Source organism: Streptomyces sp. KLMMK, from assembly GCF_036961605.1.
GTDB lineage: Bacteria > Actinomycetota > Actinomycetes > Streptomycetales > Streptomycetaceae > Streptomyces > Streptomyces telluris.
On the sequence record NZ_JBAMDC010000149.1, the window covers coordinates 1 to 14,514 of the forward strand.

At 72.7% G+C, this 14,514-nt stretch carries 11 protein-coding genes; 8 read left to right on the forward strand and 3 right to left on the reverse strand.

Going from position 1 to position 14,514, the window contains the following annotated elements; all coding sequences use genetic code 11:
• Positions 1-153: 153 nt before the first annotated feature.
• Positions 154-1,791 (reverse strand): ABC-F family ATP-binding cassette domain-containing protein, encoded by a 1,638-nt coding sequence (locus V7793_RS20925; protein WP_336008745.1) that lies wholly within the window; start codon positions 1,789-1,791, stop codon positions 154-156.
• 125 nt (positions 1,792-1,916) lie between these two features.
• On the opposite strand from V7793_RS20925, the gene V7793_RS20930 reads away from it, so the two are divergent.
• The 7 genes from V7793_RS20930 (at position 1,917) to V7793_RS20960 (ending at position 9,934) form a co-directional block, all read left to right on the forward strand.
• On the forward strand, positions 1,917-2,432 hold the full coding sequence (locus V7793_RS20930; RefSeq protein WP_336008746.1) for a hypothetical protein: 516 nt from the start codon (positions 1,917-1,919) through the stop codon (positions 2,430-2,432).
• A 124-nt stretch (positions 2,433-2,556) separates the two neighbouring features.
• Positions 2,557-3,492, forward strand: coding sequence for a dihydrodipicolinate synthase family protein (locus V7793_RS20935; protein ID WP_336008747.1), 936 nt, complete (start codon positions 2,557-2,559; stop codon positions 3,490-3,492).
• 95 nt (positions 3,493-3,587) lie between these two features.
• Positions 3,588-3,965 (forward strand): MmcQ/YjbR family DNA-binding protein, encoded by a 378-nt coding sequence (locus tag V7793_RS20940; RefSeq protein WP_336008748.1) that lies wholly within the window; start codon positions 3,588-3,590, stop codon positions 3,963-3,965.
• 191 nt (positions 3,966-4,156) lie between these two features.
• Positions 4,157-5,296 (forward strand): CaiB/BaiF CoA transferase family protein, encoded by a 1,140-nt coding sequence (locus V7793_RS20945; RefSeq protein WP_336008749.1) that lies wholly within the window; start codon positions 4,157-4,159, stop codon positions 5,294-5,296.
• The gene (locus V7793_RS20950) at positions 5,293-6,435 is read left to right on the forward strand and encodes an acyl-CoA dehydrogenase family protein (protein WP_336008750.1); all 1,143 of its coding nucleotides are present in this window, start codon (positions 5,293-5,295) and stop codon (positions 6,433-6,435) included. Before V7793_RS20945 ends, V7793_RS20950 begins: the two co-directional genes overlap by 4 nt.
• Before the next feature lie 43 nt (positions 6,436-6,478).
• Complete coding sequence (locus V7793_RS20955) at positions 6,479-7,696, forward strand: acetyl-CoA C-acetyltransferase (protein ID WP_336008751.1); 1,218 nt, start codon at positions 6,479-6,481, stop codon at positions 7,694-7,696.
• 75 nt (positions 7,697-7,771) lie between these two features.
• Positions 7,772-9,934, forward strand: a complete 2,163-nt coding sequence (locus tag V7793_RS20960; protein ID WP_336008755.1) for a 3-hydroxyacyl-CoA dehydrogenase NAD-binding domain-containing protein — start codon at positions 7,772-7,774, stop codon at positions 9,932-9,934.
• Positions 9,935-9,958: 24 nt separating this feature from the next.
• On the opposite strand, the gene V7793_RS20965 is transcribed toward V7793_RS20960, so the two are convergent.
• Complete coding sequence (locus V7793_RS20965) at positions 9,959-10,684, reverse strand: MerR family transcriptional regulator (protein WP_336008752.1); 726 nt, start codon at positions 10,682-10,684, stop codon at positions 9,959-9,961.
• A gap of 194 nt (positions 10,685-10,878) precedes the next feature.
• Positions 10,879-12,390: a M1 family metallopeptidase gene (locus V7793_RS20970; RefSeq protein WP_336008753.1), complete on the reverse strand. Its 1,512-nt coding sequence runs from the start codon at positions 12,388-12,390 to the stop codon at positions 10,879-10,881.
• Positions 12,391-12,578: 188 nt separating this feature from the next.
• Between V7793_RS20970 and V7793_RS20975 the strand changes: the two genes are divergently transcribed.
• The coding region (locus tag V7793_RS20975; protein ID WP_336008754.1) for a Xaa-Pro dipeptidyl-peptidase at positions 12,579-14,514 on the forward strand (1,936 nt) is incomplete at its 3' end.

A 14,514-nucleotide genomic window follows, 5' to 3' on the forward strand; every position in this document is an offset into this window, starting at 1 on the left:
GAACGACGCGATGGCGGAGGCGCTGCGCAGGGCGGGCCTGCGCTAGGACGGCCGCGGTCCGGGCGCCCTCTCCTACGGGGAGGGCGCCCTCGCGCATGGGAGGGCGCCCGTCAGCTCGCAGGGGAGGTGCCTTCCCGCACGGGAAGGCGTCCGTCAGCGCTCCGTGAGGCGGCCCTCCGAGACCTCGATGCGGCGGGTCGTACGGACCGCGTCCAGCATCCGGCGGTCGTGCGTGACCAGCAGCAGCGTGCCCGTGTACGAGTCCAGCGCGGACTCCAGCTGCTCGATCGCCGGCAGGTCGAGGTGGTTGGTCGGCTCGTCCAGGACCAGCAGGTTGACCCCGCGCGCCTGCAGCAGGGCCAGCGCCGAGCGGGTCCGCTCGCCCGGCGAGAGGGTCACCGCCGGGCGCAGCACGTGCTCGGCCTTCAGGCCGAACTTGGCGAGCAGCGTCCGGACGTCGGCGGGCGCGAGGTCGGGGACGGCCGCTCCGAAGGCGTCCAGCAGCGTCTCCGTACCGAAGAACAGGGCCCGCGCCTGGTCCACCTCGCCCACGACGACGCCCGGGCCCAGCGCCGCGTGCCCCGCGTCCAGCGGCAGCCGGCCGAGCAGGGCCGCGAGGAGCGTGGACTTGCCGGAGCCGTTGGCGCCGGTCACCGCGATCCGGTCGGCCCAGTCGATCTGCAGGTCGGCGGGGCCGAAGGAGAAGGACCCCCGGCGCACCTCGGCGCCGCGCAGCGTGGCCACGACCGCGCCGGATCGCGGCGCCGCCGCGATCTCCATGCGCAGCTCCCACTCCTTGCGGGGCTCCTCGACGACCTCCAGCCGCTCGATGAGGCGCTCGGTCTGCCGGGCCTTGGCGGCCTGCTTCTCGGTGGACTCGGTGCGGAACTTGCGGCCGATCTTGTCGTTGTCGCTGGCCTTGCGGCGGGCGTTCTTGACGCCCTTCTCCATCCAGTTCCGCTGGGTGCGGGCGCGGTCCTCCAGGCCGGCGCGCGTGTCGGCGTACTCCTCGTAGGCCTCGCGGGCGTGCCGGCGGGCGGTCTCGCGCTCCTCCAGATAGGCCGCGTAGCCGCCGCCGTAGAGGCGGATCTGCTGCTGGGCGAGGTCGAGCTCGAGGACCTTGGTCACCGTGCGGGTCAGGAACTCCCGGTCGTGGCTGACCACGACCGTGCCGGCGCGCAGCCCCGTGACGAAGGACTCCAGGCGGGCGAGCCCGTCGAGGTCGAGGTCGTTGGTGGGCTCGTCCAGCAGGAAGACGTCGTAGCGGCTCAGCAGCAGGGAGGCGAGCCCGGCGCGGGCGGCCTGGCCGCCGGAGAGGCTGGTCATGGGCCGGTCGAGCCCGACGGACAGCCCCAGCGACGCGGCGACCTCCTCGGCGCGCTCGTCCAGGTCGGCACCGCCGAGGCCGAGCCAGCGGTCGAGGCCCGTGGCGTAGGCGTCGTCGGCGCCCGGCGCGCCGTCGACGAGCGCCTGCGTGGCGGCGTCCAGCTCGGCCTGGGCCCGGGCCACCCCGGTCCGGCGGGCGAGGAACTCCCGCACGGTCTCCCCCGGCCGCCGCTCGGGCTCCTGCGGCAGGTGCCCCACGGTGGCCGTCGGCGGACTGAGCGAGAGCCCGCCCTCCTCCGGCACGTCCAGCCCGGCGAGCAGCCGCAGCAAGGTGGATTTGCCGGCCCCGTTGGCACCGACCAGACCGATGACGTCCCCGGGCGCGACGACGAGGTCGAGCCCGGAGAAGAGGGTGCGGTCGCCGTGTCCGGCGGCAAGACTTTTGGCGACGAGAGTGGCACTCATAACGGGTCGACTTTAACCGGAACGGAGGAGGGGGGCGTACCGGATTTCGCGGGCGGCCCCGGCCGCCTGCCTTCCCACCCCGGGCCGCTGATCATCCGCAAGGACGTACCGCGCATACTGGGGCGATGCCCGCACCCGCCGCCCCGCCCCTCCGCTTCCGGGATGCCGGACACGACAAGTACCACTTCGCCTGCACCGGCACGCTGCTCGTCCGCTGCCCGAAATGCGAGCGGCAAGCGCAGGTCGTTCCGGAGCCCCGCGACGCCGGCAACGCGACGCCCGCGTGGTCCACGGAGCGGCGACTCGTATGCCGCCACTGCGGGCTGTCCCGGATGCGGGAGGCTGGGCAGCCGGTCGTCTTCCGCTGGTACGGCGACCCCGAAATGAACGACCCCTACTTCCAGGCGCGGCTGTGGCTCCAGACACGGACGCGGCACGGCCTCCTGTGGGCGTACAACCCCGAGCACCTCAGCCTGCTGCGGCAGTACGTTCAGGCGACACTGCGCGAGCACGACCCCTGGTACGAGCCCTGGCGCAAGATGGGGGTCATCGGCCGCCTCCCGGCATGGATCAAGCAGGCGAAGAACCGTGACGAGGTGCTGCGGGGGCTGGACCGCATCCGGGCGTCACTGGCGGGCTGAGGTCTTCGCACCGAGGCCGGCTGCCGGCCGGCGACCGCCTCTTCATCCGCCCCGACGGCGACATACTGGCCCCGCCCCTCCCGAAGCTCGGCGCGGCCCGTACCGCGCCGGAAAGGCGGTCGCCGTGGGTCTGCCCGTTCCCCTGTCCGGGGTTGTTCCGCCGCTCTGCACGCCGCTGACCCCGTCCGGCGAGGTCGACACCCGCTCGCTCGGCTCGCTCGTGGAGCACGTGCTAGCCGCCGGTGCCCACGCCGTCTTCGTGCTCGGGTCCAGCGGGGAGACGGCCTGCCTGGACGACGCCCGGCGCCGCACGGCGCTGCGGGCCGCCGTCGAGGCCGTCGCCGGGCGGGTGCCGGTGCTCGCCGGGGTGGTCGACATGGCCACCGCGCGCGTCCTGGACCACGCCCGGGCCGCCGCCGCGCTCGGCGCGGACGCGCTCGTCGCCACCGCGCCCTTCTACACCACCACCCACCCGGTGGAGGTCCGTGACCACTTCCGCCGCATCCGGGCCGGCGCCGGGCTGCCGCTCGTCGCGTACGACATCCCCTCGTCCGTCCCCACCAGGCTGGACGCCGGGATCCTCCTGCCCCTCGCCGAGGACGGGACGCTGGCCGGACTCAAGGACAGCAGCGGTGACCTCGGCGGGCTGCGCCGGCTCCTCGTCGCGCTGCGGCGGCGTGGCCTGGACGACTCGTTCGCCGTGCTGACGGGGTCCGAACTGGCGGTCGACGGGGCCCTGCTGGCGGGTGCGCACGGCGTCGTTCCCGGGCTGGGCAATGTGGACCCGGCCGGGTACGTACGGCTGTACGAGCACGCCCGTGCGGGCCGCTGGGTCGAGGCGGCCGCCGAACAGGACCGGCTCGCGGCCCTGTTCGCGCTCGCCGGGACGGGGGACCTCGCCGGCATGAGCGCGAGCGCGTCCGCGCTCGGCGGCTTCAAGGCGGCCCTGCACCTCCTGGGGGTCATCGACTGCCCGGCGACGGCCGCCCCGCAGCGCCCCCTGCCCGGCGCGGCCGTGGACGCCGTGCGGCGCCACCTGGCGGAGGCCGGGCTGCTGTGATCCCCGGCGCCGGAGATCCCCGGTGATGTCAGACCCGCGGGCTAGCGTGTACGGGCAAGAGGCAGAGGCGCATGCGCACACCCGGAGGCACACCCATGACCTTGTCCGCCCCTCTCAAGGCCCGCGCGAACGTGCGGGAATTCGCACTCTCACTGCCCGGCGCCGTCGAGGAGTTCCCCTGGGAGGAGGACGCCGTGGTCAAGGTCAACAAGAAGATCTTCGTCTTCCTCGGCTCCGAGGGGAACACCGAGTCGCCGGGCATCTCGGTCAAGCTCAAGGACGAGGAGGTGCACGGACACGCCATGGCCGTCCCCGGCGCGGCGCCCACGGCCTACGGCCTCGGCAGACACGGCTGGGTGTCGATCCCGCTCACCGGGGAGAGCGCCCCGGCGGAGGTGCTGTGCGACTGGGTGGAGGAGAGCTACCGGACCATCGCCCCCAAGCGCCTGGTCGCCGAGCTCGACGCGGGCTGAGCGGGCCCGAAGTGCACTGCAGGGGGTGCGATGTGACGCCGCGGCCGGAAGCCTAGGTCTTGTGAAAACTGGAACCTGTTCTTAGCATCGCGAGTGTGACAGCAGTTGTGTCACAGACGTCTTCCCGCCCGGGCCGTCTATCCGAGGCCGTCTCACCGAAGTCGGGTCACACAAAGCCACAGGGGGTCCGGATGACCGGCACAGCCGGCGGTCCGCTCGACGGCGTGCGCGTCGTCGAGCTCGCGGGAATCGGGCCCGGCCCGTTCGCCGCCATGCTCCTGGCCGACCTCGGGGCCGACGTCGTCCGCGTCGACCGGCCCGGCGGCCCGGGCCTGCACATCGCCCCGTCCCGCGACGTCACCAACCGCAACAAGCGCTCGGTGACGGCCGACCTCAAGACCTCCGAAGGCCGCCGCGCGGTCCTCGACCTCGCCGCCCGGGCCGACGTGCTGATCGAGGGCTACCGGCCCGGCGTCGCCGAGCGGCTCGGCGTCGGCCCCGGCGCCTGCCTCGCCCGCAACCCCCGCCTCGTCTACGGGCGGATGACCGGCTGGGGCCAGCAAGGCCCCCTCGCCGACACCGCCGGCCACGACATCGCGTACATCGCCGTCACCGGCGCCCTGGGCCTGTCCGGTCCGGCCGACGGGCCGCCCGCCTTCCCCGCCAACCTCCTCGGCGACTTCGGCGGCGGCGCGCTCTACCTGGTCGTCGGCGTCCTCGCCGCCCTCCACCACGCCCGCGCCGGCGGCACCGGCCAGGTCGTCGACGCGGCCATCGTCGACGGCACCGCCCACCTCACCGCGCTCCTGCACGGCATGCTGGCCGCCGGCGCCTGGCAGGACCGGCGCGAGGCCAACTTCTTCGACGGCGGATCGCCCTTCTACGGCACGTACGAGGCGGCCGACGGCGGTCACATGGCGGTCGGCGCCCTCGAACAGCGCTTCTACGCGGAGTTCATGGACCTCCTCGGCCTCGCCGAGCTCGCGCCCGCCCGCGACGACCCCTCCCGCTGGGACGAGCTGCGCGCCGCCGTCGCCGCCCGCTTCCGCACGCGCACCCGTGCCGAGTGGACGGCCGTCTTCGACGGCTCGGACGCCTGCGTCGCCCCCGTGCTCTCCCTGCGCGAGGCCCCCGGCCACCCGCACCTCGCCGCCCGCGGCACCTTCGTCGAGCACGCCGGCCTCACCCAGCCCGCCCCCGCCCCGCGCTTCTCCGCCACCCCCGGCTCCGTCCGCCGCCCGCCGGCGCGGCCCGGCGCGGACACCGCCGAGGTGGCGCGGGACTGGGACGTCCCCAGCCTAGAGTCGCTCCAGAAGGGCCCGCAGTCATGAAGCGCCAGATCTTCACCGCCGAGCACGAAGCCTTCCGCGAGACCGTACGGACCTTCCTCACCAAGGAGGTCGCTCCGCACTACGAGCAGTGGGAGCGCGACGGCATCGTCTCGCGCGAGGCCTGGCGGGCGGCCGGGCGACAGGGCCTGCTCGGCCTCGCCGTGCCCGAGGAGTACGGCGGCGGGGGCACCGGCGACTTCCGCTACAGCGCCGTGCTCACCGAGGAGTTCACCCGTGCGGGAGCGGCCGGCCTCGCGATCGGGCTGCACAACGACATCGTCGGGCCGTATCTGACGGGCCTCGCCACCGACGAGCAGAAGCGGCGCTGGCTGCCCGGCTTCTGCACGGGCGAGATCATCACCGCCGTCGCGATGACGGAGCCGGGCGCCGGCTCCGACCTGCAGGGCATCCGCACCGCCGCCGAGGACCGCGGCGACCACTGGCTGCTCAACGGCTCCAAGACCTTCATCTCCAACGGCATCCTCGCCGACCTCGTGGTCGTCGTGGCGCGCACGACGCCCGAGGGCGGGGCCAAGGGCCTGAGCCTGCTCGTCGTCGAGCGCGGCATGGCCGGCTTCGAGCGCGGCCGCAACCTCGACAAGATCGGGCAGAAGGCGCAGGACACGGCCGAGCTGTTCTTCCACGACGTGCGCGTGCCCAAGGAGAACCTGCTGGGCGAGCTCAACGGCGGCTTCGTCCACCTGATGACCAACCTCGCCCAGGAGCGGATGAACATCGCCGTCGCCGGGATCGCCGCCGCCGAGCACCTGCTGGAGCTCACCACCGGCTACGTCAAGGAGCGCGAGGCCTTCGGTCGTCCGCTCGCCAAGCTGCAGCACATCCGCTTCGAGATCGCCGAGATGGCCACCGAGTGCGCCGTCACCCGCACCTTCCTGGACCGCTGCATCGCCGAGCACACCGCGGGCACGCTCGACGCCGTGCACGCCTCCATGGCCAAGTGGTGGGCGACCGAGCTGCAGAAGCGCGTCGCCGACCGCTGCCTGCAACTGCACGGCGGGTACGGATACATGACGGAGTACCGGGTCGCCAAGGCGTTCACCGACGGCCGCATCCAGACGATCTACGGCGGCACCACCGAGATCATGAAGGAGATCATCGGCCGTTCCCTGCTCTCCTGACCCACCCCCGACCAGCGTCCCCCGCCCCGAAAGGCCCACGACCTTGAGCAGCACCGAAGCGTACGTATACGAGGCGATCCGCACCCCGCGCGGCCGCGGCAAGGCCAATGGCGCCCTGCACGGCACCAAGCCCGTCGACCTCGTCGTCGGCCTCATCCACGAGCTGCGCCGCCGCCTGCCCGGCCTGGACCCGGCCGCGATCGACGACATCGTGCTCGGCGTCGTGAGCCCCCTGGGCGACCAGGGCTCCGACATCGCCCGGATCGCGGCGATCGCCGCCGGCCTGCCCGACACCGTCGCCGGCGTGCAGGAGAACCGCTTCTGTGCCTCGGGCCTGGAGGCCGTCAACCTCGCCGCGGCCAAGGTCCGCTCCGGCTGGGAGGACCTCGTCCTCGCGGGTGGCGTGGAGTCGATGTCGCGGGTGCCGATGGGCTCCGACGGCGGCGCCTGGTTCAACGACCCCATGACCAGCCTCGACGTCAACTTCGTGCCCCAGGGCATCGGCGCCGACCTGATCGCGACCCTCGGCGGCTTCACCCGGCGGGACGTGGACGCCTTCGCCGCCCGATCGCAGGAGAACGCCGCCGCCGCGTGGAAGGACGGCCGCTTCGAGCGCTCCGTGGTCCCCGTGCGCGACCGCAACGGCCTCGTCGTCCTCGACCGGGACGAGCACCCCCGCCCCGGCACCACCGCCGAGACCCTGGCCGGGCTCAAGCCCTCCTTCGCCACGATCGGCGAGGCCGGCGGCTTCGACGCCGTGGCCCTGCAGCAGTACCACTGGGTCGAGAAGATCGACCACGTCCACCACGCCGGCAACTCCTCCGGCATCGTCGACGGCGCCTCCCTCGTCGCCATCGGCAACCGCGAGACCGGCGAGCGCCACGGGCTGACGCCGCGGGCCCGCATCGTCTCCGCCGCCGTCTCGGGCTCCGACCCCACCATCATGCTCACCGGCCCCGCCCCCGCCTCCCGCAAGGCGCTCGCCAAGGCCGGCCTGACCATCGGCGACATCGACCTGATCGAGGTCAACGAGGCCTTCTCGGCCGTGGTCCTGCACTTCGCCCGTGAGATGGGCATCGGCCTCGACAAGATCAACGTCAATGGCGGCGCCATCGCCCTCGGCCACCCGCTCGGCGCGACCGGCGCCATGCTGCTGGGCACCGTCATCGACGAACTCGAACGCCAGGACAAGCAGTACGGCCTGGTCACCCTCTGCGTGGGCGGCGGCATGGGCATCGCCACCGTCGTCGAGCGCGTCTAGCCTCCGGCGGGCCCCGGGCCGGCCCCCTTCCTTCTGTCCGGCGATTGAGGACAATCCCCCATGGAGAGCACCGACATGAGCGAGCGCAACACCATCCGCTGGGAGCGGAGCGACGACGGCGTCGTCACCCTCGTCCTGGACGACCCCGACCAGTCCGCCAACACCATGAACAACGCCTTCAAGGCGTCCCTCACGGCGGTCGCCGACCGGCTGGAAGCCGAGAAGGAGTCGGTGCGGGGCGTCGTCTTCACCTCCGCGAAGAAGACCTTCTTCGCCGGCGGCGACCTGCGCGAGCTGATCGCCGCGACCCCGGCCGACGCCGGGAGCGTCCTCGAGGGGAGCATGACGATCAAGCGCGACCTGCGCCGGATCGAGACCCTCGGCGTGCCCGTCGTCGCCGCCGTCAACGGCGCGGCCCTCGGCGGCGGCTACGAGATCGCGCTCGCCTGCCACCACCGCATCGCCCTCGATGTGCCCGGCTCGAAGATCGGCCTCCCCGAGGTCACCCTCGGCCTGCTGCCCGGGGGCGGCGGCGTCACCCGCACCGTACGGCTCCTCGGCATCACCGACGCCCTGCTGAAGGTGCTGCTGCAGGGTACGCAGTACGATCCGCGCCGCGCCCTGGAGGCCGGGCTCGTCCACGAGCTGGCGGCCGACCGCGACGAGCTCCTGGCCAAGGCGCGCGCGTTCATCGACGCGCACCCCGGGTCGCAGCAGCCCTGGGACGTCAAGGGCTACAAGATCCCCGGCGGCACCCCGGCCAGCCCGCGCTTCGCCGCGAACCTCCCGGCCTTCCCCGCCAACCTCAGGAAGCAGCTCGGCGGCGCCCCCTACCCGGCCCCGCGCAACATCCTGGCGGCCGCCGTCGAGGGCTCCCAGGTGGACTTCGAGACCGCGCAGCTCATCGAGGCCCGCTACTTCACCGAGCTGGTCACCGGCCAGACCGCGAAGAACATGATCCAGGCGTTCTTCTTCGACCTCCAGGCCGTCAACTCCGGCGTCAGCCGCCCGCGTGACGTGTCCCCCCGCCAGGTGAGCAAGGTCGCCGTCCTCGGCGCCGGCATGATGGGCGCGGGCATCGCCTACGCCTGCGCCAAGGCCGGCATCGAGGTCGTCCTGAAGGACGTCTCCGACGAGGCGGCCCGCAAGGGCAAGGCCTACTCCGAGGGCCTGCTGGCCAAGGCCCTCGCCCGGGGCCGCACCACCGAGGCCAAGCGGGACGAACTGCTGGTCCGGATCACCCCGACCGCCGACGTGGCCGACCTGGCGGGCTGCGACGCGGTCATCGAGGCGGTCTTCGAGGACCCGGCCCTCAAGCACAAGGTCTTCCAGGAGATCCAGCACGTCGTCGCGCCCGACGCCCTGCTGTGCTCCAACACCTCCACCCTGCCCATCACCCTCCTCGCCGAGGGCGTGGAGCGGCCGGTGGACTTCGTCGGCCTGCACTTCTTCTCGCCGGTCGACAAGATGCCGCTCGTGGAGATCATCAAGGGGGAGCGCACCGGCGACGAGGCGCTGGCCCGCGCCTTCGACCTGGTCCGGCAGATCCGCAAGACGCCCATCGTGGTCAACGACTCGCGCGGCTTCTTCACCTCGCGCGTCATCGGCCGCTTCATCAACGAGGGCGTGGCGATGATCGGCGAGGGCGCCGACCCGGCCTCGGTCGAGCAGGCCGCCGCGCAGGCCGGCTATCCCGCCAAGGTGCTCTCCCTGATGGACGAGCTGACCCTCACCCTGCCCCGGAAGATCCGCGAGGAGACCCGGCGGGCGGCCGAGGCGGCCGGCGAGACCTGGACGCCCCACCCGGCGGACGCGGTCATCGACCGCATGGTCGAGGAGTTCGGACGCCCGGGGCGCAGCGGCGGCGCCGGTTTCTACGAGTACGCGGACGGCAAGCGCGCCGGGCTGTGGCCGGGGCTGCGCGAGCACTTCACGAAGAAGGACGTGGAGATCCCCTTCGAGGACATGAAGGAGCGCATGCTGTTCTCCGAGGCGCTGGACACCGTCCGCTGCCTGGAGGAGGGCGTCCTGACCTCCGTCGCGGACGCCAACATCGGCTCGATCCTCGGCATCGGCTTCCCCGGCTGGACGGGCGGCGCGGTGCAGTACATCAACGGCTACGAGGGCGGTCTGCCGGGCTTCGTGAACCGCGCCCGGGAGCTCGCGGCGACGTACGGCGACCGGTTCGAGCCGTCGGCCCTGCTGGTGGAGAAGGCGGAGACGGGGGGCCGCTTCTAGCGGCGACAGGTCGCACGGCGTCGTTCAGGCGCCGCGCGCAGCGTCCTCGTACGCTGCGCGCAGCTCATCGTTCAGCGAACGCTGGAACGCCGTTACCAGCGCCTGGACGACGAGCGGCTGCATGTGGGCGGACAGCGACTTCATCGCCGCGATGTCCGGCGGCTGCGCCTCCACCTCGTCGCGGAAGAGCCGTGAAAGCTCCCGCGCGGTGGCGCGGGCGTGTTCCACGAGCACCGTGCGGGCGGCCAGGATCGCCTCCGGCGAGACCGGCACGTCCAGCAGCCGGACGCCCAGGTGGAGCAGGGCCGGGTCGACGAGGTAGGAGCCGTCGGCCTCGCCCCGCTGCAGGGCGTTCAGCGCGGCCAGCCGGTCGAGGTCCTCCTCGGTGAGGGCGCGGCCCGCTCGCCTCTCCAGCTCCTCCCGGGTGGTCTCCTCGGCCCCGTCGGGCGTCCAGGAGGCCACGAGGGCGCGGTGGATGGCCAGGTCCTGGGGGCTGAGGCCTTCGGGGAGCCGGTTCAGGTAGCGCTCGATGGCGGCGAGCGTGAGCCCCTGGTGCTGCAGTTCTTCGATCAGGGCGAGCCGGGAGAGGTGGCCGGGCCCGTAGCGCCCGACCCGGCGCGGGCCGATCTCGGGCGGAGGCAGCAGCCCCCGGGTGCTGTAGAAGCGCACGGTGCGGACGGTCACCCCGGCCCGGGCGGCCAACTCGTCCACCGTCAGGGTCGCTTCCCCGGTCTCCGTCTCCGCGGCCATGGGCGGCACCTCGCTCTCTGTTCCGCACCTGTCGGTGTCGAACAGTATTGCTGTGCCACCGGCGCTGTGAAACCGGCGGCGGCCCGCCGTACCGCATGCGCGCGTAGTGCGGCGGCGGTACGGCGGGCCTGCGTGCGGGGCCGGTCAGGATCCGTCAGGGCCGGTCAAGGCCCAGCAGGATCCGTCAAGACCGGTCAGTGCCGGTGGGCGCGCTCCGCGTCCTGGATCTTCTTCCAGGACTTGGGCGCGGTGACGCCGGCCTTGAGCGACTTCGTCGCCTTGGCGGGGGCGGTGCCGGCCGGAGCGGGCAGCGTGCTCGGCTTCGACGGCTGGAACAGCCAGGTGTCGAAGAGCGGCGCGAGCTTCTTGCCCGAGGCCTTCTCGGCGAACTTCACGAAGTCCTGCACGGAGGCGTTGCCGTAGCGGTTCTCCGTCGTCCACTGCTTCAGGATGGCGAAGAACGTCTTGTCGCCGACGGTGTTGCGCAGCGCCTGCAGGGCGACGGCGCCGCGATTGTAGACGGCGCGGTCGAACTGCCGGTTCGCGCCCGGGTCGCCCGGCTTGACCTTCCAGAAGTCGTTGTCGGCCGGGATGCCGTTGTAGACGTACTCGGCGAGCTCCTGGGCGGTGCCCTCGCCCTCCTTCTCCGACCACAGCCACTGGGCGTAGGTGGCGAAGCCCTCGTTCACCCAGATGTCGCGCCAGTCCTTGACGGAGACGCTGTCACCGAACCACTGGTGCGCGAGCTCGTGCACGACGATCTGCTGGTTGGCGCCGCTCGTGAAGGACGCCGGGCTGTAGAACGGCCGGGTCTGGGTCTCCAGCGCGTAGGACGACTTGACGTTCGGCACGTACCCGCCGACGGCGTTGAAGGGGTACGGGCCGAAGACCGTGCTCGCCCAGTCGGTGATCTCGGCGGTGCGCTCGATGCTGGCCTTGGCCGAGGGGAGGTTCTCGCCCAGGTCCTTGCTGTAGGCGTTGACGACCGGCAGGCCGCTCTCCGTCGTGCCGGTGGTGATGTCGAACTTGCCGACGGCCAGGGTCGCCAGGTAGCTCGCCTGGGGCTTGGTGGAGCGCCAGTTGTAGCGCGTCCAGCCGAGCTTGGAGGACTGGGAGGCGAGCACGCCGTTGCTGATGGCCTGGACGTCGTCCGGTACGGAGACCGACACGTCGTAGGTGGCCTTGTCGGTGGGGTGGTCGTTGCTCGGGAACCACCAGGCCGCCGCCTGCGGCTCCTGGGCCACGACCGCGCCGTCCGGGGTGCGCTTCCAGGCCGTGTAGCCGTCGATCTTCACGGTGGAGGGGGTGCCGCTGTAGCGCACGACCACGCTGACGGGCTTGCCCTGCTCCAGCGGGCCGGCCGGGGTGACCTCCAGCTCGTGGGCGCCCGACTGCCTGTACGCGGCCTTCCTGCCGCCCACCAGAACCTCGCTCACGTCGAGGGTGAAGTCGAGGTTGAAGCGGGACAGGGCCTGGGTGGGGGTGGCGAGCAGGGTCGCCGTGCCCTCCAGCCGGTCCGTCTTCGGCTGGTACTTCAGCCGCAGGTCGTAGTGCGAGACGTCGTACCCGCCGTTGCCGTCTTCCGGGTAGTACGAGTCTCCGGCGCCCGGGGCGCCGGGTGTGGCGTCCGCCGCCGACGCCGGGACCGCGAGCAGCAGGAAGGCGGCAGCGGCCGTGCTCGGAACGATGAGTCTGTGACGACGCACGAGGCACTCCAACTCGTAGAGGAGAACGATCACTCGGAAGCCTATGTACTCACCGGGGAGGGGGCCATGTCCATGGGGCCTTCCGACATGTGATCGACATGCGCGCGTCATGCGGCGGGGCGGCCGTCAACTCCTGAAGCTGCCGTAACCCCTTCTGTTCCGGGCCCCGTCGGCGTTACCGTCCGCCCGTGATCAGACGCCCGCGGGACGCCCGCACACCCTGGACCTCACTCGTACTGGCGGCAGTTGCCGCCCTCGTGGCGGTGCTCGTGTCGCCGCCCGGCGCCGCGCAGGCCGCCCCTCCGCGCGGCAAGGAGAGCACACCGGTCTATTCGTACGACCGCGCCATACGCGAATCCGTCTGGGTCGACACCCGGGTGGACGCCGACGGGGACGGCAGGTCCGACCGGGTGGCCGTCGACGTCATCCGGCCCCGGGAGGCCGCCGAACAGGGCAGGCGGGTGCCCGTCATCATGGACGCGAGCCCGTACTACTCGTGCTGCGGCCGCGGCAACGAGAGCCAGAAGAAGACCTACGACGCGCAGGGGAAGCCGGCCGGGTTCCCGCTGTACTACGACAACTACTTCGTACCGCGCGGCTACGCCGTCGTGCTCGTCGACCTCGCCGGGACCAACCGCTCCGACGGGTGCGTCGACATCGGCGGCCGGTCCGACGTGCAGTCGGCCAAGGCCGTCGTCGACTGGCTGAACGGCCGGGCCCGCGGCTACGCCACCCGCGCGGGGAGCGAGCCTGCCACAGCCGGCTGGACCACCGGGGCCGTCGGCATGATCGGCAAGAGCTACGACGGGACCGTCGCCAACGCCGTTGCCGCGACCGGTGTCGAAGGCCTGAAGACCATCGTCCCCATCGGCGCCATCAGCTCCTGGTACGACTACTACTTCGCCCAGGGCGCGGCCCTCTACGACGGCGGCCCCGACGGCCTCTCCAACGGCATCGAGAGCCCCGAGGCCCGCGGCCGCTGCCAGGCCGTACAGCGCGAGCTCGTCGAGGGCGCCCCGCGCAACGGCGACTGGACGGCCCTGTGGGAAGCCCGCGACTACGTCAAGGACGCCGGGAACGTGCGCGCCAGCGTCTTCGCCGTCCACGGCCTGCAGGACCTCAATGTACGAACCAAGCACTTCGGCCAGTGGTGGGACGCCCTCGCGGAGAACGGCGTCGAGCGCAAGGTCTGGCTCTCCCGGGCCGGCCACGTCGACCCCTTCGACTTCCGCCGCGAGGCGTGGGTGCCCACCTTGCACCGCTGGTTCGACCACTACCTACTCGGCTACGACAACGGCGTCGAGCGCGAGCCCATGGCCGACGTCGAGCGCGCCCCCGACCAGTGGTCCACCGACCGCGTCTGGCCGCCGCGCGACACCCGCACCACCACCCTGCGCCCCGCCGCCGGCCCCGTCGCGGGCGTCGGCACGCTCGGCCTGAAGCCCGCGCCCCAGGGCGCCACCGCCGAGTTCACCGACGACCCCGAGCTCAACGAGAGCGACTGGTCCGCGAGCATCGACCGCTCCACCCCAGGCAAGGCCGGCTTCGTCACCCCGCCCCTCAGCCGCGACCTGCGCCTCGCCGGCTCCTCGGCCGTGCGCCTGACGGTCACCCCGTCCACGGCCTCCGCCCACCTGTCCGCCGTCCTCGTCGACCTCGGCCCCGCCGAGATCCGCGACTACGCCGCCCGCGGCGAAGGCATCCGCACCCTCGACGACCGCACGTGCTGGGGCAGCGGCAACGCCGCCGACAGCGCCTGCTACAAACGCACCGAGGCCACGAAGGCAAAGGTCGGCCACACCGTCTTCAGCCGCGGCTGGGCCGACCTCGGCCACTGGGACGGCTCCGGCAAGGGCGGCCCCCTGACCCCCGGCAAGCCGTACACCATCACCCTCGACCTCGCCGCCGCCGACCACGTCGTCCCGGCCGGCCACCGCCTGGCCCTGATCGTCGCCGGCACCGACGCCGGCCTCATCGAGCCCGCCTCCACCACCCCGCACGTCAAGGTGGACCTGCGCCGCACCTCCGCGACCCTGCCCCTGGTCGGCGGCTACGCGGCATTCGCCCGCGCCACCGCGGGCGGTACGCACACGAAGCCCGCGGAACCGCGGGGGCTGAGGGTGC

What these genes read in the sequence shown, in the direction of transcription:
- V7793_RS20965 (WP_336008752.1), bottom strand. Translation starts at nt 10,684, where the DNA reads ATGGCCGCGGAGACGGAGACCGGGGAAGCGACCCTGACGGTGGACGAG.
- V7793_RS20960 (WP_336008755.1), top strand. Translation starts at nt 7,772, where the DNA reads ATGAGCGAGCGCAACACCATCCGCTGGGAGCGGAGCGACGACGGCGTC.
- V7793_RS20930 (WP_336008746.1), top strand. Translation starts at nt 1,917, where the DNA reads ATGCCCGCACCCGCCGCCCCGCCCCTCCGCTTCCGGGATGCCGGACAC.
- V7793_RS20950 (WP_336008750.1), top strand. Translation starts at nt 5,293, where the DNA reads ATGAAGCGCCAGATCTTCACCGCCGAGCACGAAGCCTTCCGCGAGACC.
- V7793_RS20925 (WP_336008745.1), bottom strand. Translation starts at nt 1,791, where the DNA reads ATGAGTGCCACTCTCGTCGCCAAAAGTCTTGCCGCCGGACACGGCGAC.
- V7793_RS20945 (WP_336008749.1), top strand. Translation starts at nt 4,157, where the DNA reads ATGACCGGCACAGCCGGCGGTCCGCTCGACGGCGTGCGCGTCGTCGAG.
- V7793_RS20940 (WP_336008748.1), top strand. Translation starts at nt 3,588, where the DNA reads ATGACCTTGTCCGCCCCTCTCAAGGCCCGCGCGAACGTGCGGGAATTC.